The following is a 23,170-nucleotide window of genomic DNA, read 5'->3' as shown; positions in this document are numbered from 1 at the left end:
ACAGTCATGACCCGGGCATTGGGTCGATGCAGCGTGATTGGCAAGTCCATCATCGTCCGTCGTCAGAGGTAGAACCGGATGCCGGCGCGGTGCTGCGGAGACTCGCCCTGACGGTTCGGCTCAGTTGCGCATCTGATCGAGAATAGGGTCTGCCCTGTTTTCTGGGTCATCGCTGAGGATCAGCCGCGGGAACTCAGCCTCGTGCTCTTCCACGGGCTTCCGCAGATGTGGCTTCCGCGCGAGCCAGTCGTCGGCGGTCAACAGCCGGCGCACGACGCCGCTGCCGCCTTCTGCCGCCGCGATGTAAGAGGGCGCCGCTTCCTCTTCTGTTTCACCGCAAGCGAACAGGACCGTCGGATTTCCCAACCAGCGAGCGAGGCGCTCATTGTGCTCGATGTCTGCGTCCTTCAACCCCGTCGACCTGGACTTGACTTCGCAAGCGAAGAGGTCGCCGTCTCCCATGACAACGAGGATATCAGCCTCCAACTGTTCCCCGATGCCATTTCGGAAGTCGACCCCGGGGTGAACGCCTACAATCTTCTCGACGCCGCCCTCCAGTACTGACTGGATAGTCCTCATGACCAATAAGTGATAAATCGAGTCCATTTCGATTGCTCGCCTCAGGGACTCGCCTAGCCGATAGGAGAACGGCAAGGAGGTCGGCTCAAACGGATTGCTGAGTGTCCGGGTACAGCCGTCGCAGATGATAGGCGGACCCAACTCTGCGACCGGGCGCCACGCTTCCCGCTGGCACCATTGACATTTGATGGTGGTTCCTCGCAGAAGTAGTGATCGTTCTTCCGCCCATCTCAGCCAGAGCCTCGCGGCCCGCTTGTCACCGATCGCCGTGCACAGTTCGCCGAAGGTGAGCGTGGCGGCGGACTCGCCGCCTCGCGACACGGAAACGTCCTCGATCATACGCTTGAGTTCGGCGAACGCGGCGTCAGGATCGCTCTGAGTTGCCGCGACGGCCTTCGCCTGATCGGCCGCGCGCTTCTTCCACCAGCTCATGCCGCTGGTGGCCGACTTCTTGTAGAGCAGTGCGAGCAAAGGACGATGAGCGAGCCGCCACACCGAGTCAAGGTCCCCGACCGACTCAAGTAAGGCCAGCGCGGAACGTCCCGAAGCCGAGGGGGACGCCGTCAGGCCACGATCACGGACCAGTGCTTCGAGAATTGTCCAATTCGCCGGCCAGTGAACTTTCTGGATCTCATCATTGCTTGCGTTCAGCGTACAGCCGCCTCCAGTGTATCGACCTCCGTGCAATTCCTTCCGGTTTAGCGTTGGAGATGGCGGTATCTTGGCGTCGTTCAGCGTGACCGTCAGGTAGAGGTGCGGACGAGGACGCAGGCGGGACATCGGCGCGAGCAGTGTCCGATCGTCATCCGTTCGCGTGCCGACTCGACCGATGCCGTTCTCGAAAGTGACCGCCGCGCGGCTGGACCTGCTGGGAACCGTCGCGGGTACGAGCACATCGCCGAGCTCGACGACGTTGGCGACCTGCGCGACCGAACCGAGCAGGTCCCGAATAGCTTCCAACGCTTCCTTGCCGACCGTGGCACTGACCAGGGCGATGGGCCATCCTTGAATCCCCGGGCCCCGATTGGTGATCAGAGTCTGGATGTCCTTGACAGCCTGGGCGATCGTGGCCTCTCCATTGTCAGGCAGTGGGACGCCGAGCGGGAGAGTTCGCATCCAGCCGTGCACAGCGCGCAGGTTCCACAGCAATGCGAGGTCAGCTACTTTACGCGGGCGGTAAATGACGATCACGTACGGTCCGGTCTGGCGGGCGAACACTCCACGTTCCGACCGCCAGCCGTCCAGGACTGAGTGAACCACCTTCGTCGGGTGGGTGGTAAGACCGAGCAGTGAAAACCCGGTCGGGGTGAAGGCGTCGGCGACGGCGAGGCGCTGAACCAAGCCGTCTGCGGACGGTTCTGAGTCAGTGACGTGCCGAACCGGAAGAAATTCTTCGAAGGTAAGGTCCGGTCGAAAACCCTGGCTTGCGAGCGTCTCCGCATCCGGTGCAACCGGCAGATGACCAAGACCGCCGATGTAGCCGAGATGCCAAGGTGCGTCCTCATCGACCGTGCATACCTCGAGCGTTCGATACTTCGTCCGGTCCTTGGCCGCAGCGACGGCTAGCGCCGACACGAACCCGATCGGCTGAGTGGAGAGGTGCGGGAACGTCTCGTGCATCCCCGGGCCGGTGACGCGGTCGATATCGGACATACAAACCAGGTTCCGGTAGAATTGCGAGGGCCCCTCCTGATTCACCGGAACGAGAAGATCCGCCACACCGCCCCATGTCTGGCACATCCGACTGATGGTTTCGACAGCTCCGGAGTAGTCGTCTTCGGGCAGCAGGCGGGCAGTACGTGGAGGGCGCAAATGTAACTCCGCGGCGGCAGCGCCGCTCCTGAGCGTGTCGTCGAGGACGCGTTTCATCGATACCTGCTTTCGTCCGACTCAGCCACATTACGGCGTCCGGCTCCCTATCCACAGGGATTGGCGATTGTTACGGACATCCGACGGGATTGCTGCAGGCGTGGCCTCCGGCTGATTTGTACCGCCGATCACCATACCGGCTGGCCTGAGGACGTGGTCATCCGAGCAGGCGTGTGATGTGCGGGCCGAGGGGATCGCCGACCAGCGCCAGAGAGTTTTCTGCGCGCGCGGCTAGGACGAGCGGCGGTTCCTCATCGATCAACTGGGCGTGCACGAGCCGGTCTAGGGCGGCACCGATCAGCGGTGCGGACGTACGAAGTGCAGTGTCGAGTGCGACCGCCTCCGTGCTTCCACCGTGGACGACGATGTTGCGTTGTCGATAGAGACGTCGGAATACCCCGCTCAGAACCTGTCTGACATCGTTGAGCTGGCCGTAAGGATCATCCAGCAGAGCCTTCATCCGCTTCACGGCCGCGAGTTCGTGGGGCGAGTCGAGCACCAGTGGGTTGCCAGTTTCCCCGGTGATCGCCTCGGCGACGACGCGACTGCGGTCGGCGTTGGTCTCGCACCCCGCCAGACGCTGACTCAGGAGATCAGCGGCCAGCGGTTGATGGCGGTAAGACAACGTGGTGAGTTCGGCTCGAGGCCAAGAGCACGCAACGATGGCGGCTAGCCGGTCGGCGACGACCGCTCGCCCGTCGGTGACGTCCTGCGCGTCTCCGGGGTGATAGAGCAGCGACTCGACCGCGGCCCAGCCACCCGCTGCGGCTGTCGCTGCGGATCCGTCGTTTAGTGGCGCCGCCAGCTCCAGAGCCTCGTCGAGCCGGTCACTGTGGTTGACCGCGTACATCGTCTGCTCGCTCACCAACGACAGCACGCTCACCCCGCGGTTGGGCGGCGTCAACGGGAGCGGTTCGGGTTGACCATTGATCCACACCTGCCCGACCGGCTGCAGGCGTCCCCGGCCTCGCCGGGCGTAGGCAGACCCGCGGGCGTAGGCGCGGCGAGCCTCCAGCCGACGCACGACGGCACCGGCGGCTCGAGCAGCAGCGACAGGATCCTTGGTGTTGAACCAGTAGAGAAACGCTCCATTGTGCCGGGGCGGCTTTGTGAATCCGTTCTCGGAGAACCAGGCTGCTGCCTGACTGGGGTTGAGCCACTCCTCCAGGTGCGAGGCCAGGGAGTCGTGGTCGGGGACAGAGACGAAAGGGATCAACACCTCGAACTCCTGGTCTTGCTGCTCGGCGAGGTGACATGCCCCGTCCAGCAGACCTTCCAGTGTCGCGGCCTGGTCCTCCCGCAGCGCGACGGCCCAGCGATTCAAGTACCCGGAGCTGTGACCACAGTCCAGCAGGTAGGTCGCCACTGTTCGGGCCAGCCGCTCCGGCGATGGCGGGTCGGCCGAATCGACACTGGCCGCCCAACGATTGAGGTAGCCATGCCGGATCGAGGGCAGCAGCTGCACCAACCGTCGACGGTCACGCCCGTCGGCCGGCAGTTTGGATCGGAACAGTCCGGTGAGCTCCTTGCGTAGCCGAGTGTCACCGAGGCCACGGTCGGGACCGAGCTGGCGTTCCAGTTCGTGCAGGTACCAGGAGACGGCTGCAGAGGACAGCACCCGCGTGCGGGTCCACTCCCCGCATTCAATAGCCTCCTCCAGCGCGAGAATGTTGCTGGCCTCCCACAGCCGGCGCGGCCACGGCGTCGTCTCCCGGAAAAAGTCGAGCAACCGAGCAAGCACGTGACTCGCGTACGGGTCAGTGGCCAGACTCACTGATGACGACGGCGGTACAGGTGCCGACATAAGATGCTATCCTTGCAGAGCATCACTCAGAGTCTTAGGCACGGGGAGCCGCCCTTAGGGGCCGCTCCCCGCCTTTTCACCCAGACTATCTCACTGATTGCAGCAAGCTGGCTACACAGAGTGAGATTCACAGTATCTCACTTGCCTGCAACCAGCCAGCGAGCATGGTCATCGGCCTGCGGGCGGCGGCCGTGTGTAGGGCGGTGAAGCGCTTTAGCGTCGTGAGGACGGCCAGCGTGACCGGCGGAGCCGGTGGGGTGGCGGTAACGATTCTCGCTGCGGACTGGTTCGGGATCGCCGTATTGATCATCACGATCGTCGTGCCGATCGCCGCAGTCTGCTGGGTTCTCGCCGACCCCGACCGTCCGCAGCGGCTCGCGTGGCAGCTGAGCACCTGGCGCTACGGCACCCCCACGCCGCCCCGCCGGACCCCAGCGACCGCGTCTCACCGGGCGAACGGGCAACCATCCACCGCCAGCTGACCGTAGCGCCACACCAGGTATTCCCGGGACGCATGCCACGCTGGATGGAGTGGGCCGACCGGAGCCTGACGGGCAGCGCGGTCTTGCGGGGCTCGAAAAGTCGTCGTTGCAGCTCAGGCGGTGTATCGGTAGTCGTTGACAACTCCTGTGAGGACCGGGCTTTGCACGGTCTGCGGGCCTCGAAGTCTTGGACGACATCGGACTGATCCTGCACACGGGGAGCCCGGGGCGCGGTGAGGAGCACCGCCACCACTCAGCGTGGTTGTAGGCGACATCGCGGCGTGCAGATTCGGCCGTCGCGGGCGCCGGAGTAGCAGAGGTAAGCCACGGCTGGGTAGCTCGCGTCGTGCGGGTTGTACTGCTGCACGTCGAAGTCGATCTCGGTCCGATCCACATCGGCCGCGCCTGACATAGCCGCTGGTCACCGACAGCACGCCGGCTACCAGCGGTGCCGGCGAAGCACCGTCGGGTCCAGTCGAAGTAGGCTGTGCCGATGTCGAGGTCGAGCAGCGACGCCGGTGTTCAGGACGCGTTCACCTCGGCCGGGCTGACCCGTCGCCAGCGAAGTCTGCTGCAAACAGTTCTCCGCGCGCTGGACAGCGGTTCGGGCCTCGGCTTCCATGCGTCGACCAGCAACAGCGCCCTGGTCGCGCTCATAAGGGCGCACGACGCGCTCCGGAATCACGCGGAGCACGCCCAACCCCAACGCAGCCTGCTGCTGCGGGTGCTGCGCACCAGCAGCACCTGCGCACGCGCCGGGCTGCCGAGCTTTCCCGTGGGCACCGGGCGTGCGGAGTTGCAGGCCGCTCTCGACGAACTCGCCGCGACGACGGCGGCGCTGGCGAACGCCGATCCGGCCCAGCAGCGTGCACTGGCCGGAGCAAGTGCGATCGTGGTGGAGCCGCTGGTCACCTCCCTCGCCGAGACGGCGGCCGACCGCCTGCAGAGCTTATGGGATGCGCCGGTGCGGGCAACGAGCCGCGATGCCAGTGCGGCAACGGAGACCGCGGTGTCGGTGTACGTCTCGGGGCGGGACCGGGAAGTTCTCAGAAGAGAATTGATTCACCTCCTCACGACAAGACAACCAACAGCTGCGGAAATTTCGGCGCTGCTATGGCCACAGCGGCGCCGACACCACGTCACTGTTCTGGTCAGCGGTGCCCGGTCGTTGGACAATCTCGACGACCTGCTTCCCGGGGCCAGGCAATGGCCTATCGCGGTCCATCAGGACAACAACTGGCCGAAGTCAGTGGAACTTCGTGCTTTGCTGGAAAAACTGGCGCCGATCACCCGCACCGGCGTTTTGGTGAGAATCCCCGTGAACACCACTGATCCGGGAACTGCTGTAGTTCTCGGCAGGCGGGCGATCAGCGAGGCACTGGACCAATACGTGGCGGGCAACCGCATCGTGGATCTCGCCCTGGCGGGCCCATGGGCGGTTGCTGGGCCGGATGGCCGGTGGGTACTGGGCGAGCGATTCAGGGCCAGCCTGAAGAACACGTCGCCGCTGCTGTCTTCTTCGTGGTCGGAGGGGGTGCGGCCGGCCCTGCGAATCGCGCACGTCGCCCAGCAGGTCGAGGCGCCGATGACCAGCGCTGCCTTGTGCTGGAGTGCCATCGAGTCGATCGGGCTAGATGCGGAGAAGGCAGCCCGGCTTGCCCGTGCCTGCGCCCTACAGACGCTACGTCACCAGATCATCGACGCTCACGCGCAGCTCCGGCTGACAGTCACCGAAGAGGTACGGCGGCTCGGTGCGGAAGCGAAGAAGGCTCGGTCCGCTTTGAGACGTGCAGAAAATGTGCTCGCAAGGAGGTCGCCGCTGGAGCAAACCACTCCCGCCGACCTCGCGGCATTAACCGAGGCAGTCGACTGCGCAAAGCAGACGCGGCAAGCCTGCGACGCTGCGCACGAGCACGCTGTTAACGAAACGAACGCGCTAATGGAAGCTGTCGACGCTCACGTACCGAGGACCGCCGGCAAGCCTATCCTCACAGAACCGGACCGGTGGCTCGACCTGCTTCTCCCTGCTCGGACCGCGGAATCGGCCGACCTGGACGCGGCCCGGCGCGCCGTCACCGCCTTGAGCACGTTCGCTGGCGGCCTCACCGAGGAAACAATCCTCCTGTGGCGCGAGCGTCTTGCGCGGCCGACCATGCTAGCCACGTGGCTGCAGGAGAAACAGGACACCTTCCACTCGCTACTCGAATGGCTTTACACCACGCGAAACATAGCTTTCCACAACGGGCGGTTCGCTGGTCCCATCGACGTCGGCACAGCACACGCCGGCCGCGCCGTCGTCGATGTGCTACTGGAACTCCTGAGCCTGTGGCACTCGGTTCAGCATGCCCGCGGCCAGAATCCGACACCACCGCCCGAGATCCTGAAGGTCTTGGCGCAGCGCAAGGACACCCTCAGCTCGAGGCTGCGCACCACGAGCTCCTGCCACCGGTTGTCCATCCACCACCTCAACGGACCGGACGAGGTGTATTGGTCAGCCACCCGGTAAAGGATTCCACCGTCGTGATCGGACCGTCGCTTCAGCTGGCCATCGGCACCGGCGGCCGGGTCAGCCTCGGCCAGTGGATCAACGATCTCGGCGCCCTGGTCGCCGCGTGGGCCGAGGTCGAGCGCTTCGGATTCCTGCTTGGTTCGTGCGAACCAGTCCTCTTCGGGCTCGCCCTCGCCGACGTTGGACGCCAGCGTTGGCAGCGGCTTCCATGGCCCACTACTCCTGCACCACTCGCAGGTTCCTTGGCGTCTGCGACCGGCAGGAGCATACGCAGGGTTCACTGACTGCCCCACTTCCGATGGCCGAGGAACTCCGGCGCCGACTGCCCGCATTCGTCTGAGTGGCGGGTGACGACGCTGGGGTGCCAGGGTGTCAAGAGTCACGGCGTTTGCTCAGGGCGTGCGAGCAGACGGTTGGTCAGTTCGACCGTTGCCAAGTACCACCAGAAAATCCAGTCGAGGAATATCGGGTCGTAGTCGGCCTGCTGGCCGCGGCGTTGGTGACGGATGGCGAAGCCGTTGGCGATGCCGAACAACGCGCCCTCGTCCTTGCTGCCGATCTGCGCGCCGATCAGCTCGCGTCGCTCCTCGAGGATCCCCGCCAACGTCAGCACCGCTGAACGTTTGTCGTGCGCCGTAGCCGCACGACCTCGAAAAAGCGCGATCGCGTGCTGGACACGGCCAGCGATGTCCGGTTCGGGCGTGGTCAGGACTTGGCGGACGAGGTCGGCGCGGGCGTCGTCGACCAGATGCACCAGGCGACCGATGTCCTCGCCGTCCTCGGCGAGACGTAGGTCAATCCCACCAGCCGCCAGTAGTTCGTTGACGCGCCACCGGTACACCGCACGTCCGATGTCGGTGGCGAAGTCACCGAAATGCCAACCGCAATTGTCCCACGAGTGCCGGTGACGCGTACGGGGCCGCGCAGCGAGATCATGGAAGACCTCGATCAGGTCGTAGAAGGTGTCGGTTTCCCACTGTCCAGGCTGCAGTGGCCACAGGTCAGGCACGCCGAGCCGCTCGGCGAGCACCATGTTCGGATCAATATCCACGCCGTCATGATCATCGACACAGATCTTAGGGAAGGCACGACCAAAGTAGCCATCGGCCAACAACATGGAGATCAGCTGAGTGAAGTCCTCACGCAGCTGCGGCGACGATCGGCGGGGTACAGCCCGCCCGTCGGAGCCTGGCCTGTGACGCGCCGACCAGTACGATCCCGGTCGACGATGCTCCCGTAGCCGTGGCACGTAGGTCAGCAGCTCATCAATGAAGTCATACCGCCGCTCCGCCGAGACCGACCTGCCTGGCCAGGATCGCGACCCTCGATAGTCCTCAACCGGCGCGTCCCCCAGGAATGCCTCTTCCAGCAACCGCTCAACCATCGGGCCCGCCTCGCTGGTGTCGAGACGATGGAGCGTGGTGAGTTCCCGGACGAACAACGCGCGAGGCCACAACAGTTCGTAGTCGGCAGATTCAACCCGCATCCGCGATGCGCCGGAGTCGTTGAACGGATAGCTCATATCGGAGACCTTAGTCAAGCCACCTGCGCCCCATGCCCGCCCACGCAAGGTAGGGCTCTGCCATCGACTCCTCCCGCACCGGCATCGACAGACGAGTCAGTGTCGCGCGGGAGGTCATGCTCGCCGCTCACTGGCAGCAGAGAGGTCAAGAGCCGCTTGAGATCGATACCACCACATCGGTGCTGTCCTCGTCGGCAGACGAAAATCGGTGTGGCCGGCCCAACCCTGCCGTACCAGGAGGCGCCATCGCCCCGCCCGGGCCTTGACCAGTCACACGCCACCTCCGCAGTACCCGCCGACCGTAGTTATTTGTGCCGGCGACACGATCAAGATCCGCCCCCGTCGGGGTCCGACCGGCAGCTTGCTCCTCAAGATAAAAGGCCCACATCTGCTGCTCGGCCGACGCCTCAACAGGTGGCGAGAACTCAATATCCGAAACACTAGAGCAAGCAACTTCTGCAGTTTGGACGCCAGGCTCGATCAAGGTCTCCATGCCCTCGGACGACCGTCCTCGGTCATATCCGCGATGTCCAGCGTTTTGTCCGCGATGTCGTCGACGGAGACGCTGACCGGATCCCAGTTGATCAACGGGATCCGGCCGTCTGTGACGCGCGGGTGGCTCCAGCCTTACGCCGGTCAACCGCCCAGCCGTAGCAGGAGAGGTGGACCGTCGGTTTCCAGCCGGTGCACAATGGCCGAACAGGCAACTGCGGTTATCTCTAGCACCGCTGGGCTCGATCGACGGCCTGTACGGCTGGTGAACCATCGCCCCGGTGAACGCAGTGTTTCTCTTCCTGATCAACGCGGTCGACATCGCGGTCGCGTGGACCTTTTTCTTCACCGCTTGGGGCCCTGGATCCTGGCCCGCAGCTGGTTCGCGATCCGGGGAGAACTTCAGTTGGCGACGTTGGCCTTCCTGGAAGACGCGCACTTGCACGGTGCCCTTCGGCAGGCCGGTGGTGTCTACCAGTTCCAGCATGCGCGGCTTCGACAGCACCTGGCTCGTCCGTAGGGGCGACACCGGGTCAACTTCCGTATTTGGTGTGCGCCAGGCGGAACACCCGCTGGTTCCGCTTCATCTCGTTCTTCGTGGCCAGGACCTCGCGGCGCGCGATGTGCGACCACAGCCGGCGCTCCACAAAGTCCTCCGCGACAAACTCCTGCCTCGTAGAGCACAGCACGACATACGTGCGGCGGTACTTGAACCACGACAGGAAGGTCTTGAGACTTACTCTGCTGTTGTGGGGATCCTTCGACCACGCCTCGGCGTAGTACGTCTTCAGGAGCTTGCAGCCGTCGAGCAGATCACTCTCGATGACTTCCGACGCCACGAGAATCTGGCTACACGCGTCTCGCATCTTCGTGTCGAAGCCCTTCTTGGCGTGAATGACATAGAGTCTGCGCTCGCCGCGATCGACCTTGATCAGGTCGAACAGTTCGACTTCACCCCTGTCCGATTTGGCGAATACTTCATCCCCGAAATAGAAGTCGGGCTCGTTCGCCTGCAAGTCGTTGAACTCACTCTCACGTCCGCCCGCCCAGGGAAGGAAGGACACCTCCGCGCCAAGGAGCACCGGATCCTCAGCCTTGAACACTTCTTCGATGAAGTCGTTCTTCAGGTTGTCCAGGAAGGCACCCAGGCTCCGGTACCACACCTTGTCGATCCGGAAGTAGGTCTGTCCGTCGAGATCGACCTGTCCGTGCAGGAAGTCGAGAATCTTCCGGGTAATCTTCTTCGACTTGTCGTCGGGGTCGACCCGATAGGTCAGCGACAGCGCCAGGAACTTCTCCGCGAACTCTTCCTTGGTACGCAGGCTGTCGGCGAGCTTGCGCTTGATGTGCGGCAAGAGGTCGTCGAAATCCGGCGGGCTCTGTCCCAGGTAGGTCCGGCTCAGCCGGAAGTCCGAGCCGGCGTTGAACTTGATGATCTCGTGGGGGTCGAGTACGTCGATGTCAGGCGCGTTGCCGCCGACCAGTGCGGTCCGGATGTTCTCGACGAAGACCCGGACCAGATCGCCTTCCAAGGCCTTGTCGTTCCGGACGGGATAGAGGTTGTCGAGGAACGACAGCTGACGCAGCCGTTCTTCACTCGGCTCGGGCAATGCCTCGAGCGCCGCGATCAGCTCGGTGACGCCAGCGAGGTTGAGCCGCTGCCGAAGCACGAAGGACGATTTGACCTCTACCGCGGGCGGCTTGTCCGGATCGACCAGGTCCGCCAGCGGACTGTCCTCGGAAAGTTGTTCGCGGTCCAGCCGCCCGACCAGCTTCTTCCACACCGTGTCCATCGCTTCGCTCTTGTCAATCGAGTACGCCCGACGGTACGTCTCGGACCGGCTGCTCCGGGAACCGATCAGGTCGCGCACGTCCGCGGCGGTAAAGCTGTTGGAGATCAGCTTCTTCGCGGTGTCGAACGGGAAGCTGTAGTCGACGGCCTCGGCGATAACCCGGAAGCCACCTCCAGTCGTGATGGCGTAGAGCGACGTCTCGGAGGCAATGAACAGGCAGGCGTCGGCGCCCCGGATGTAGAAGTTTCGGCCGTCTTCGGCGTTCTGGAGGTAGCCCTTCACGAACGGCAACAGGCCGTCGCTGAAACTGGGCCGGACGAAGAGGTCGAGCTGGTAGCCGTCGAGAAGCTGGTTCAGCGGAACGGGCGAAAGCACCTCCAGGCCCTCCTCGGCCACGCGCCTCGCATAGGCTTCGAGCACGCCTTCCAGCCGTGTTGCGGGCGCCATGTCCACAGGAAGCGTCAACTTCCAGATCGCGTTGTTCGACCGCTTGGCGTTCATCCGGGGCACCTCCTATGGCGACGTCCCCCGGGTCGCCAGCTTGCTACTGCCTGTTACGAGCACACCCTGTTTGTTATCACACCGTGACGGCCGTAAGACGCCACGACTTCACCCGATGGGATCCACTCGAACCGGCTTACCGATGTCCGGTGCGTTGATCATCGAATCGATCGAGAATTCGTCCAACGTCCCATCAACATTCCCCTTACCACGCGGTAGGCCGCGAACGGTCGCCGACATGTGGCGACGGGTTTACGGGACTCGACCGCGTCAGACCGCGGCGCTGCCGTGCAGCAGAACGCACGGTAATTGATCTGATCGGGTGAGTTATGTACCTGGGCGCCCCGGTCCCGAACCTGTCCCGTGGGCTCGCGCGCCTGCGCGAGCCGGCAGTCCGGCGCAATCTGAGAAAGGAAGTACTCGGTGGATCAGTCTGTCGACTGGACGGAACTCGCAGGGTCCGCGGCCCAGGTCGTGGTAAAGAGCGTCGCCGGCGGCGCGGCTCAAGCCTTGCGAGCGAGGCTCGTGAGGCTGTTCACGAGGGACGCACCTGAGAAGGCCGACGAGTCACCCGAGGCGCCGGCTCGATGAAACGGATCGCCGCCTCGACCAAGCCGAGGACCGTGCCGCCGAAGAGCACGTGCAGCTGACCAGCTGGAAACGGCGGCTGGAAGTGTTCCTCGAAGATCACCCGGACGCCGCAGAGGAACTCACCCGGATCGTCGACGAGTACCGGCGAGCGCACCCGGACAGCGCGGGCTCCGGCCGGTCGCAGATCGTCAACGCGGGCGACAGCTCGATCGTGATCCAGGCCGGGCGGGATAATTCGGGCTCGGTGACACGGTGACCGACCCGGTGAAGCTGGAGAGCGACTGTAACCCCGACCCCGCGGTGGATCGACATCAGCCAGCGGACTGGATGCCCGCACTGGCTCAGCACACCCACGCCGGCGCGGGCAGCTCCGTGACGCAAGTCGGCCGCGACCTGGTCAACTACTACGGCAAAGTCTTGCGCAACATCAGCCTGGACACGTCGTTGAACTCCATCAGGGAGTGTTTCGCTCCGGTGGATCCTGCACAGTGGGGCCGGCTCGTGTCAGTGTGGCGGGCAGGCCGGCTGACTGTCATCACCGGCCGTCCGCACGTCGGGAAACGATCGGCGGCTCTGCGGTTGCTGAGCCAGGTGGAGGCGGGCACGGACATTGCCGACCTGCACGATCTGCCGGTGCGCGAGCTCGTCGCGGACTGGGAAGCGCCCGACTCGGGCATGCTGCCGAGGCAGGTCCCCGGTGCCTACCTGCTCGACCTCGGAGAGGTGGCCGCGGACCAGTTCCCCGCACGATTCGGGCGCGACCTGGCCTCGTATATCGACGACGAGAGCCGGGTGCGGTTGGTTGTCACGATGACCCGCGAGGCGTGGGAGCGCTGTGGCGCGGAAGCCGGTGACGTCGAGGCGCCGCTCACCGCGCCGATCGCGAAGCAGGTCGTGCTGAGCCACCTCCGCCGCGTGGCCGGCGATCGCGTCAGCTGGGCCGGGCACCGCACGCTCGAGGAACTCATCACCGATCAGACGCTGCCACGGGATGCCGTCCGTCTGGCCGCCGCGATCGGGCACGCGCCGGAGGAGTTGGCCGCCTCGGCGGACGACGACGTCCCGGCCGAACAGTCCGGCGGCCCCAGCGACGCTGCTGTGTCGCACGTGGTCGACGAATACCGGGCTTGGCGCACTTTCCTGCGCGGATTCTTCGGCAGCAACGCGGGGAACACGGTAGAGGACCGAGCTCTGCTGATCTCGGCCGCACTCCTCGCGGGAGCCGCGCCGGCGGTGATCTGGGAGGCGGCCATGCAATTGCTGAAAGGCCGATTGGTTCCCAGCCGGGCAAGTGACCTCCTGGCCGGCGAGGATATGGACACGCAGCTGGCAAGGATCACCGGCGCCGAGGTGACGGAGCTGCCCAATGGGGTCTCGTTGGACTCGGTCCGGCACGGGCTCAGCGCGTCGGTGCTGCCTCATGTGTGGCGACAGCGCCCTCAGATGAAGGACGTCCTGCTCGAGTGGATCCGTTCGGTGAGCGCGGTGAAAGGAGCCGGGCACGCCGAGCTGCCCGTGATCGGGCGCCGCCTGGGCGAATTGGCGATCGCCGTCGAGGATTTCGACGTGGTGGACACCGTGTGGTCTTGGGTGGACGGTTCGGCGGACCGGCAGGTGCTGGTGGCACGGCTGCTGGCCGACATCGCCGAGCAGGACGCCACCATCGCCGCGGTGCTGCGTTCGAAGATGTGGGCGGTCGCCTACGCCTACCGAGACAAGAACACGTCCGCGGTGACGGCGGAGCTGGTGGCCAGGGTTTGCTCGAGCCGTTTCATGCGCGGCTATCCCAACGCCTGCCTCGTACGGCTCAAATGGTTGCTGGCCGGGCCGTGGTCGCCGGTGATCGGCAGCGCGGCGACCGAGGTGCTGCGCCGGATGGCCGGCGAGGACATCGACGGTGTGTTCCGGGCGGTTCACGACTGGCGGTCCGATTCGGCTCTCGCGGCAAGCCGGGGGTTCCTCATGCTCATCGACCCAGACGGAGAAGCGCCGGCGTTCCGCCGCATCGTGACTCGCGCCGCCCAGGACGATCGGGCGGATTCCCTGCTACGTCAGGGGTGGGAGCAGGCAGCCGCCCAGCCGGAACTGGAAGAGCACGTGGCAGCCGTCTTTCGTCGGTGGGCGGAGTCTGCGGATCGTGATGACGAGATCGCGGCGCCGACCCTGAACATCTTGGCCTGGCTGATCCGCCGGACGGCACGCGGTTCGTTGGCGGACATGGTGTTCGGCGCCGGCGAAGAGCGAGGTGGCATGACCTCGACGGCAGTCAATCGTGTACTGGTTGCGATGCTCCGGCACGGCGCCGGGTGAGGTTGCGCAACGGTCGGCTGCACAGCCGCCACTTCACGTTGGCCGCTCGGCTGGGCAGTGCGCTTCCGGGCATCCGTTTCACGGTCACGGCGTCGGCGGTGGTGCGCTCGGCGGAGTCACCGCCGACGCCCGGTGATGTGGTCTTCGCGCGTCGCGCCTTGCGCCGGCACTTCCGCGAGGTGTTGAAGAAGCAGGAGCCAGCCGACCCCGACGGCGCGTGCGACGAGCTGTGGGCGAACGAAGTGCAGGCGGATGCTTGCCCGGGACTCACGATCGAGCTGGAGGACGTCGTTGTAGAACTGGACGACTCGGCCCGGGAAGCGCTCGATGAGTTCGACGCAGCGGAGCGGGCATCGAGCCGACGGTCCCGAGCCGTGGCCGCGCGAGTCGATTTCGTGCTGGAGCTGCTCGCCGAACCGCCGCGCGCACTTGCGTGGCTACTCGGTCGAGACGTGCAGCAGCTCGCACCGGCCGACCTCGACAAGGTGCTGACATACCTCGAAGCCGTGGCGGAGAGATGCAAAACGCCGGCAGCTCAGGATGATGCCGAAGTGGAATCCGATCCCTTAATGTCGCTTCTTCGCGTACTGGCCAATGAGTTGTCCCATCCTGTCCCTCGTGCTGGGCTGGCCAATTCGATCGCCGACGTGTTCGACCAATACGACGCGCCTGAGATCGCTCAACGTGCACGTGAGCTTGTGCCACCGGAATTCCGCGGCAGCAGCGTTAACCACAGCAGCTGATCGGAAAGGTTCGCCAGCGGGCGGGTGTCAGCCCGCGTCCGGAGCTGAGCATGGCGAGGCAGCACCCGCCCAGTGTTGCCGGGCGCGTTGTTCACCGGCCGGTCACGAGCGCCAAGAACAAGTCGTCGACGATCGTCCGGAGGCGTACGGGCTTCAACGGCTCGAGGTGGGGACAGGCCCACGTGCCTGCCCTTATGGAGACAGGGGAACCCGACATTGCGGGGTGAACTATCGGCTACGGGCTTCCCGTAGGACAGCTGCAGGCGCCGGTCAACCGGTATCCGCTGGTCCTCCTACGGTCGGCTCCGCCCCGGACCGGCGACGCCACGCCCTCGGCGTCGCCTTTCCTGCGCCTTGATAACGTGGCCGATTTCCACCAGTAGGTTGTGCGTGCAGAGAGCATCGCCCAGCATGGCTGAGGCGCCTGTCCACGGTCCGGCCGGCAGCCAGGGAAGGGTGCCCCGCAGGAACCCGCCCCACCCCACGACGACGTCCTCGTCGTGGATCGGGTATCCGACCCGCACCTGAGCGCGCACGGCGACCGTCTTGGTGAAGTCGCTGGGACCACGGATCGTCGCTTCACACGACCACGTCTGGACCATCCCGTCGGCCAGGTCGAACACCGGCAGGGAAAACCGCTCAACAGTCCACTGCGCATCGTCCGGCTCGGCATCGACAAGCGGCCAAGCGAAGCCGTAGCGGGCAGCAAGCCAGCGAGCGAGGTGTTGCACCGCGGGAAACGGGTGTCGGGCGGAGAAAACTAGATCCACGTCCAATTCCGGGTGCTCGCCGAGCAGCCAAGGACTCTCTTGTTCCGCTTCCGGAAGCCGGGCGAAATCCGCATCTCGATCAGCCAGCAGTTCTGGCATCTCTTCGCGATGATGCGCCCAGAGCTGCGCCAGCCACGCGATCGTCGACAATCTTTCCCGTTTGTGGAGAAACTCTTCGCCGATACGTACAAGCGGCAACCCCGAGGCGGCGCACAACCGGTTCTTGCGCCGATCCCGTACCTGCGCCTCGGCGCTGTCATGCGTCCACCGTCCGTCGAACTCCACCGCGAACAACGGATGCGTCGGGTGGGCACCGTAAACGCCGTCGTGCACAACGAAGTCGAGATGTGCTTTGAACGCGTACGTCCAGTCGCCTGGTCGGAGCCATGGATGAGCTTCGCCGAACGGACCTGCCAGCTGCCGCATGGCCGGAATGAGGGCATCGCCCAAAGTCGGCCCGGGCGGCGTCGTGGCCGCCGGGTTCCGCGCGGCAGCCCTCGCGCAGTCCAGCAATCGCGCCTTCTGCGACACGTCGTATCCCATCGGCGCGAGAACCGCCTTGAGCTCTCGCATCGTCTGGATCTCAGCCGGGCTGCTGAATGTCATGTGGGCAGTCTCCGAAGGAGAGAACCACGATCCCAGCCGGCACCGCAGGGCGCGGGTTCCGTGAAGGTCCTGGCTGGGTCGCAGACGAGTTCATTGGGAACGGTGGGGCCGACGCCTTTCCTCACGATCGGTCAGCGCCTTACGATCGGCACAAGATCGGACAATAGTGGTTCAGCAGTACACGCGCCAATTGTTCACCTCGGGTGGCCAAAAGTTCCAGCTCGCCCGCCTGCATAGCCTTGAAGTTCGTCGGGTAGTCCAGGACAGCCGCCCGGGGCACCTGGTCGGCGAGCGGGATCGGCAGCTTGTCGTCTGGCATCGCTAGGTAGGTGTGCACGAATCCGCGGAGGTGTCCTGACGAGGCCGCCAGGTTGAGCTGCGCGCGCATGCCGTCCTGGGCCTTGGCGTAAGCGATGTCGAAGCTTCGCTGCAAGCGGCCAAGAAGGTACGCCGGTCGGCTCTTGCGCGTTCGTCCGCGTCCGGCGTCGACCGCGATGAGGTAGTCCAGGTCGTAGACGTGGCTCGTGTGCGTGGTTGATCGGCCGGGGAGCAGGGGCGAGAGCCCGAGGTTGTCGTAGACACCTCCGTCGGTCATCGCCAGGGTGTGCTGCTCGCGCCGCCCCCGGCTGTCTTGGAAGTCGTAGTTCCGGTTGAGTGCCGAGAACAACGCCGGGAACGCCGCCGAGGCCGCAACTGCGTCCGCCACCGGAACGGGGTCGGTGATTTGCCCGTAGGCGGAGCAGGAACTGACTGCACTGCCGAACCGCACCGCGTTGGTCGTCCTGAGGTCCGTGGCCGAGATGACCGTAGCCAACTTCGGGTGAGTGACTTCGGTGAGGTCTCGTGAGCCGAACAGCCGGTAGCCCAACACCTGGGCAAGGATTTCGGTCCGGGTGAAGGCACGTGGACGGCGCCTGGGCATCGCGCGGATTGCGCCGATGGCACCGCGCGCAAGCGCCAGCGGCGCGAGCGCCCGCTGCACGAGATCGCGTTGCAGTCCGGAGCGGAGCAGTTCCGTGACGGCCTCATCGAACTCCGTGAAGGAGGGCGGCCCGTAGGCCCACATCGCGGCGAGCAGGCTGCCGCCGCTGATGCCCGAGACGACCCTCACGTGGCGCAACACATCACAGTCGTGGAGCGCTCGCAGGCAACCCAGTCCGAAAGCGACCGCCCGAAAGCCGCCCCCGGACAGGGCAAGACCGACCGCGGGCTCCGTGTTCACCGTTTACCCCACCACAACCACCGGCGCCGTTGCCGGACAGGGACGCCTCCGGGCGCCGTGGAGAAGCCGCCAGCGAAGTAGGTGCCTGGCGGTGGAATTGCTGGCTCTCGACTCGTTGCGCCGGACGATATCGCGGCCGGATCGCGGGTGACCACCCGGACGTAAACGTCGGGCTGGCCGTCTCCTTCGGTCCAGGCTGTCCACACCTGCGACGAGCCGCCGAGGATCACCATCAGTGCCTTGTCGGCGGTACCCGCGAGAGTCGTCAAGGCCGTCATTCCGGCCTTGTCGGTCGGGCTGGGGGCGGCAGGACCACCGGGGTGCGTGTGCCAGAACCCGAGAAATCCCGTGATGCCACCGGTCCGGCGGGCGTAGTGGTCGATGAGCTCCTGAGTTCCTGTCGTTCCGTGCAAGAAGTAGGAGCTGGAGAGTTTGCTGTCGGGTGCGGGCCCGGTGGCGAGGTCGACGCTGACCACGCCGGTCGATTCGTCGATCGCCCCCAGCACCATGCCACCGGTCTCGATGTCGCGGCCCCGGACGCGGCGACCGCGACGGACCTCCGCGCGGATCTCGGCCATCGCCTCGGCGGAGATCCGGACGTCGTACCCGGTGCCCGGATCGGTCCGAACGACGCCATTGGGCCAGGCGAGAGCCTCGGCAACGTGCCGTCGCGCGTTCGTCACGCGGGGCCGGCGCACCGCGATTGCGGACATCGTCGCCTCACCGGCCTGCTCCGCGGCCAAGTCTTCGACCGCCGCAGTAAACAGTCCGGCAGCGAGCGCCGTGACGTCCGCAGCCGAGCCGACGAACGTCGGCTCGGAACAGCCGGGCTCGGGAAAGAACATGCCACTGCGGGGCGGGTCGGGGAAGAAGTCAGCAATGACGTCCTGCCACTCCGGCATCCCGGTACGGCGGGCGCGGAGCAGTACGCGTCGCAAGATGTCGTGACCTGTCCCGGTGGCACCCGCCCGTGCGACCGTCACAAGCCCAAGATCGGCCTGATGGCCGATGATCATCGTGACGGCCGGCGGCCACGGACCACGGGAAGAAGAGCGGGTGCGGTGGGCCCGCTCAAGGGCGGCCCGGGTCCCGCTGTCCGCGGTTGCATCCACGATCAGATCGAACACGGTGGGATCGAGGTCACCGAGCACGAACTCGATGGCGTTGCCCACCACGCTCCGGACTGTCCCTTTCCGGGTGATCGCGTTCAGGCGGACGGCCAGGGCCGCGGCCTTGAACTGCCCAATGTCGCCGTCGGAGTAGGGCTGACGGACCAGGATGCCCGGCGTAACAACCCCGCGATCGAGCACCGTCACGCGCTGCGCGCCTGCGCGGACACAGTATTCGGCAACGGGGGCACCCAGAGCGCCGCACCCCAGTACGAGTACGCGAGCGCGCCGAAGCCAGGACGCCGCGGTCCGATCGTCGCGACGTTGCGTGATCTCGGTCCGCTGGTCGAACACTCTCATCCAGCGCACGTCGGCGGTGTCCAGCCATCGCCGCGCCGTGGCTTGCAGCTGTTGATCGATCTTCTTGGTGAAGGTGCCGGGCGGCCTGGCCAGGAGCCCGGCGATGTCCTCACCGCGTTGGTCCAGCTTCCACGCGACCAGGTGCGCCAGCCTCGTGCTGCCGGCGATCCGCCGGGAGGGCGTGCCGAGCAGCACGACTACCGGATCCCTGTCAGAGTTCGTCGAGCCGCGAGACCGCAGGACCTGGTTCGCCTGGCTCGTCCAGGCCAGATCGCCGAGAAGCGCCTCGTGAGGGTATCCGACCCGGGACAGCCGTTCGGCAAGGTCAGCCGCCGTGGCCGGGTACTCCCAGCCCAGTTCCTCGGAGAGGAGGACGTTAAGCGCGACGAAGTACCGTTTCCCCTGGGGATTCGTGGGCGACGCACGTTCCGAATTGGCCCGGGCGACGACCTGGTCTGCGGTGAACCAGGCCAGCACGTCGATCCGATCGCCGTCTCGAACACACCAGGCGAACTGCAGCGCCACTCCACTGCTCGCTCCACCAGCCCAGGGGACGCGGTCGCCGAGGTTAGGCTCGACGACCGTGCAGCCGGGCGCCGTGGGGAAGGCGACCGGCGGGTGCAACGGCTGACCGTCCGGGTCGAGTGTGCCTGCTGCAGCGTGTCCAAGCCAGGTCAGGAGCCGGTCCACGAGACCGCGCATGCCGTCAGCGGGGATCCATTCGACCGAGGGCGCCGCGTACAGGCAGAGCACGTTGCCCCAGTTGACATGCCGCGAGTGCGCCCACCGTCGGTGCTCGACCAGCACCGACGGTGGTTCGAACGGGAATGTTTCGGTCACCAGAATCCGGAACCGTTCCCTTGCACGCACCCGCACCCCGGCTCCGGAACCGTTGACGCCTGTCTCGATCGAGATCACGAAGCCGCCGACGCCGCCATCGCCATCGGGCCGGTCCAGGATCTCCAAGGCGCCGTCGCTCAGCGCCTCGAGGTCCTCGAGCTGGGCGGCCGCCAGCTCGACCGCCTGGCTCGTCATCCGAACGCGACCGGGCTCGCGGGCGCCGCACCACCTCGACTGACGGCGATCGCCCTGCGCAGCCTGCCGGCCCCGGCTCCATCGTCGGGAGTCTCCCCCCGCGCCTGGGCAGCGACGAACGCGGCCCCAACCGCCGCCGCGGCGACAGCAACAGCGGCCAGGCGCCGGCTCGACCGCGGTGCGGCATCCTTCGTAACGGCTCGGGCCAGCTCGACCGTGTCGTCGCGCACGAGGTGCGGCCCCGAGTCGTCCACCGCGAAGACGACCGGGACCGGCGCGTCGGCGTCCGGCCACGACATCGTGCACACGAACTCGTCCGTGATCTCGGCGTACCGGTCGGCGGCCTTGCGGTGGGGAGGGTTCTTCCCGGGTTCGTCGCGTGCCGGGATCACGCCGCTGCTCGAGACGATCACCGACTCATCCGCCGCATAGCGGGTGAACGCGTCCAGCACGTCCTGCTGCAGGACATCTGTGCCGTCGAAGTTGGGCACGTACATGACCTTCTTCGAGCAGTGGTGCGGCGCCAGCAGCAGGTCCCACTCCAGGTACTGCTCGTGCTGCTTCGCCTCGCTGGTGTCGAAGATCTTCATGATCGTGTCGTGGGCGAGGTCACCGAAGAGAAGCATCCGTCCCGACTGGCCGCTGTCGTCGGTCAGCGTGACCTGCATGGCCAGCGAGGTCTCGTTGCGGGCCGCGGCGCAGTCGTCGGCGAACGGCGCGTGAATGAAGGCGTGGAACCGGCCCTCGCACGGGTGACCGTCCAGAGTAGTGATCGACTTCCCTGGGCCCGACTTGTACTCCTCGGGCAACTCGTCGTAGGCGTGCTTGGTGTGCTCCGTGTCGTAGCCGAACACCACTACGCGATCGCCGCTGTCCGGCTCCCGCCCGCCCGCCACCGCCTCGAGCACGGCTGCGACCCGGCGCTCGACCTCCTCCTGGAACGCCTTCGCGTCGTCGCACAGCTTCTCGTCTGTGGCCTGCTCGTACTCCCGCCACAGCCGCGGCGTGGCCCAGAGCTCACCGATGGTCACCCGTTCGAGCAGCTCCGCGAACCCCAGACAGTGGTCCTGGTCAGCGTGCGTCAGGGCGAACACGGCGAGGTACGGATCGCCGTGTTCGTTCGTCGGCAGGGCCTCAACCAATCGGTCGACGACCGGCGTCTCCGGGTTGTCCTCTATGTCCGCCTTGGCCATGTCTCGCAGGTCGATCTGCATGACCACTTCGTCCGACACGACCACCGTGGTGCTGTCCCCCGACCCGACCGGCCAGAAGACAGCACCCATCGCGGGGAGCTCGACGTCCATGCTGCACCTCATTCCCGGTCGACCCCGAAGTGGGTGTTCTCGACCGCATCCTAGATGTTCTTGATCGAGAACCCTACATGGTCGCGTTCTCGATCGAGAACGGGGTACCCTCCGAGAAGAACCCCGAGGAGGAGCGCATGGTGTCCGACCTCGAGCGGGCCCGACTGACCCGGCCGGGTGCGACCGACGCCGAGTTGATCATCGAGTTGGCGGAGCGCCTACTCGAGGAGCTTGACCTGTCCCCCGCGGTCGACCACGCGATCGTCGCGTCATTCCGAGATGTCGTCCGCATCGAGGAGGCGAACATCGACTGGTCCGGGCACATCGCCTGGACCTCCGACGGCTTGGTGATCACCGTCAACGCTGCCCATCCGCGACCACGGCAGCGCTTCACTGCATTGCACGAAGTCGTGCACACCTTCTTCCCGGGCTTCAGCATGCAGACGCAATACCGGTGCCACCCCGGCATCGCCGATGGCCTGGTCCGCCCTGGCGATCCCGCCCTCGAGAAGCTGTGTGACGTCGGCGCCGCCGAACTGCTTCTCCCTCGCAGGCCGTTCCTAAACGACCTGACGGGCATGGCCATAACTTCGAGCCTGGTGAGAGATCTGGCAACCCGGTACGAAGCAAGCCTCGAAGCCACCGCGCGCCGAATCGTCACCCTCAACCCCGAACCGACGTTGTTCATCGCCCTCGAGGTTTCGTGCAAGCCCACCCAACCCAACAGCTCGCCCGCACTGCGAATTCAATATCACTACAGTTCAGGCCAATGGCCTTTCATCCCTAAGTATAAATCAGCCACCGATAGCAGCGTCTTTTACCGAGCCATACTCGACGGAGCGTCGGATGAACTGACATCCCTTGCAGGTTTAGGAATACCACAAATCGACAATGTTCATATCGGCGCTATATATTCACCATACAATGACAACAACGGAGATCTTCACATGCGCGTCCTCGCCGTGATCACCCGCCCAGCAACACTCGGGAGGTCATAATGAACGAGAACGCGGACAACTCGACGCAGGACGAGTCGAGCAACTCCGGCATGGGAGCACGAATACGCAAGTACCGACAAGACCGAAATCTCAGCCTGAATCAATTGGCAGAATCCACCGGAGTAAGCAAGGGATACTTGTCCGCACTGGAGAACGAGCAGACATCCACAGCGAAGAGCCGTCGCCCCTCCGCCGAGACGCTATATGCCATCGCCCAAGCTCTCGGCGTCACTATGTCAGATTTACTAGGCCGCAAACTGCTAACAACAGCAACAGCAAGCCCACCGCCGGAAAGTCTTCAAAAGTTCGCAGAAGCAGACAACTTACCTCAAGCAGACATTGAAATGCTTAATGCAATTCAATTCCGAGGTGAGCGCCCCAAGACGATCGAACGATGGCGATATATTTATACCGCAATTAGAGTTAGCGAGTCGATGGACAACCATTAAGTATCATTGTCAGCAGACGAAGCTGAACCTCAGACGAGGCCGATCACATCCAGCAACCGCCAGAATCGGAATCGCCAACTACGCCAGTCTCATCCGAAAGTTATCCTGACTCAAAGCGCACC

At 65.2% G+C, this 23,170-nt stretch carries 15 protein-coding genes; 7 read left to right on the top strand and 8 right to left on the bottom strand.

The features are described 5' to 3' along the window. Window positions 1-120: 120 nt before the first annotated feature. Together ACWEF6_RS06930 and ACWEF6_RS06925 are read right to left on the bottom strand one after the other, a co-directional pair. On the bottom strand, window positions 121-2,448 hold the full coding sequence (locus tag ACWEF6_RS06930) for a hypothetical protein (protein ID WP_449682044.1): 2,328 nt from the start codon (window positions 2,446-2,448) through the stop codon (window positions 121-123). A gap of 157 nt (window positions 2,449-2,605) precedes the next feature. After that, window positions 2,606-4,177, bottom strand: a complete 1,572-nt coding sequence (locus ACWEF6_RS06925) for a hypothetical protein (protein WP_449682043.1) — start codon at window positions 4,175-4,177, stop codon at window positions 2,606-2,608. Between the two features lie 239 nt (window positions 4,178-4,416). Between ACWEF6_RS06925 and ACWEF6_RS06920 the strand changes: the two genes are divergently transcribed. Together ACWEF6_RS06920 and ACWEF6_RS06915 are read left to right on the top strand one after the other, a co-directional pair. Beyond that, a complete protein-coding gene (locus tag ACWEF6_RS06920; protein ID WP_449682042.1) occupies window positions 4,417-4,734 on the top strand; it encodes a hypothetical protein in 318 nt (105 codons plus the stop codon). 493 nt (window positions 4,735-5,227) lie between these two features. Beyond that, window positions 5,228-7,240: a hypothetical protein gene (locus ACWEF6_RS06915; RefSeq protein ID WP_449682041.1), complete on the top strand. Its 2,013-nt coding sequence runs from the start codon at window positions 5,228-5,230 to the stop codon at window positions 7,238-7,240. Window positions 7,241-7,622: 382 nt separating this feature from the next. Here the strand turns inward: ACWEF6_RS06915 and ACWEF6_RS06910 are convergent, their stop codons facing one another. Both ACWEF6_RS06910 and ACWEF6_RS06905 read right to left on the bottom strand, forming a co-directional pair. Continuing rightward, window positions 7,623-8,765: a hypothetical protein gene (locus ACWEF6_RS06910; RefSeq protein WP_449682040.1), complete on the bottom strand. Its 1,143-nt coding sequence runs from the start codon at window positions 8,763-8,765 to the stop codon at window positions 7,623-7,625. Between the two features lie 1,025 nt (window positions 8,766-9,790). Then, the gene (locus tag ACWEF6_RS06905; protein WP_449682039.1) at window positions 9,791-11,551 is read right to left on the bottom strand and encodes a DUF6119 family protein; all 1,761 of its coding nucleotides are present in this window, start codon (window positions 11,549-11,551) and stop codon (window positions 9,791-9,793) included. Between the two features lie 640 nt (window positions 11,552-12,191). On the opposite strand from ACWEF6_RS06905, the gene ACWEF6_RS06900 reads away from it, so the two are divergent. Genes ACWEF6_RS06900 through ACWEF6_RS06890 form a run of 3 tightly spaced genes read left to right on the top strand, consistent with a single transcriptional unit; the run spans window position 12,192 to window position 15,195 of the window. Then, window positions 12,192-12,398 carry a hypothetical protein gene (locus ACWEF6_RS06900; protein WP_449682038.1) on the top strand — a complete coding sequence of 69 codons (207 nt, stop codon included), beginning with the start codon at window positions 12,192-12,194 and terminating at the stop codon, window positions 12,396-12,398. Continuing rightward, on the top strand, window positions 12,395-14,452 hold the full coding sequence (locus ACWEF6_RS06895) for a hypothetical protein (RefSeq protein ID WP_449682037.1): 2,058 nt from the start codon (window positions 12,395-12,397) through the stop codon (window positions 14,450-14,452). The genes ACWEF6_RS06900 and ACWEF6_RS06895 overlap by 4 nt, the downstream gene beginning before the upstream one ends. After that, window positions 14,449-15,195 (top strand): hypothetical protein, encoded by a 747-nt coding sequence (locus tag ACWEF6_RS06890; RefSeq protein ID WP_449682036.1) that lies wholly within the window; start codon window positions 14,449-14,451, stop codon window positions 15,193-15,195. The genes ACWEF6_RS06895 and ACWEF6_RS06890 overlap by 4 nt, the downstream gene beginning before the upstream one ends. Window positions 15,196-15,488: 293 nt before the next feature. Here ACWEF6_RS06890 and ACWEF6_RS06885 read toward each other — a convergent pair whose 3' ends face one another. The 4 genes from ACWEF6_RS06885 to ACWEF6_RS06870 all read right to left on the bottom strand — a co-directional run bounded on the left by ACWEF6_RS06885 (window position 15,489) and on the right by ACWEF6_RS06870 (window position 21,601). After that, complete coding sequence (locus ACWEF6_RS06885; protein WP_449682035.1) at window positions 15,489-16,571, bottom strand: DUF2726 domain-containing protein; 1,083 nt, start codon at window positions 16,569-16,571, stop codon at window positions 15,489-15,491. 139 nt (window positions 16,572-16,710) lie between these two features. Beyond that, window positions 16,711-17,793, bottom strand: coding sequence for a patatin-like phospholipase family protein (locus tag ACWEF6_RS06880; RefSeq protein WP_449682034.1), 1,083 nt, complete (start codon window positions 17,791-17,793; stop codon window positions 16,711-16,713). Beyond that, on the bottom strand, window positions 17,790-20,297 hold the full coding sequence (locus ACWEF6_RS06875) for a ThiF family adenylyltransferase (RefSeq protein WP_449682033.1): 2,508 nt from the start codon (window positions 20,295-20,297) through the stop codon (window positions 17,790-17,792). Before ACWEF6_RS06875 ends, ACWEF6_RS06880 begins: the two co-directional genes overlap by 4 nt. Beyond that, window positions 20,294-21,601 (bottom strand): hypothetical protein, encoded by a 1,308-nt coding sequence (locus tag ACWEF6_RS06870; protein ID WP_449682032.1) that lies wholly within the window; start codon window positions 21,599-21,601, stop codon window positions 20,294-20,296. Before ACWEF6_RS06870 ends, ACWEF6_RS06875 begins: the two co-directional genes overlap by 4 nt. A gap of 29 nt (window positions 21,602-21,630) precedes the next feature. Between ACWEF6_RS06870 and ACWEF6_RS06865 the strand changes: the two genes are divergently transcribed. Together ACWEF6_RS06865 and ACWEF6_RS06860 are read left to right on the top strand one after the other, a co-directional pair. Then, entirely contained in the window at window positions 21,631-22,599 is a 969-nt protein-coding gene (locus tag ACWEF6_RS06865; protein ID WP_449682031.1) for an ImmA/IrrE family metallo-endopeptidase, read from the top strand. Beyond that, window positions 22,599-23,048 carry a helix-turn-helix domain-containing protein gene (locus tag ACWEF6_RS06860; RefSeq protein ID WP_449682030.1) on the top strand — a complete coding sequence of 150 codons (450 nt, stop codon included), beginning with the start codon at window positions 22,599-22,601 and terminating at the stop codon, window positions 23,046-23,048. Before ACWEF6_RS06865 ends, ACWEF6_RS06860 begins: the two co-directional genes overlap by 1 nt. Window positions 23,049-23,170: the final 122 nt, after the last annotated feature.

It is taken from the genome of Amycolatopsis sp. NPDC004772 (assembly GCF_053601215.1).
Note: the sequence above shows the minus strand (reverse complement) of the source record. Positions and strands in the feature narration are given on the sequence as shown.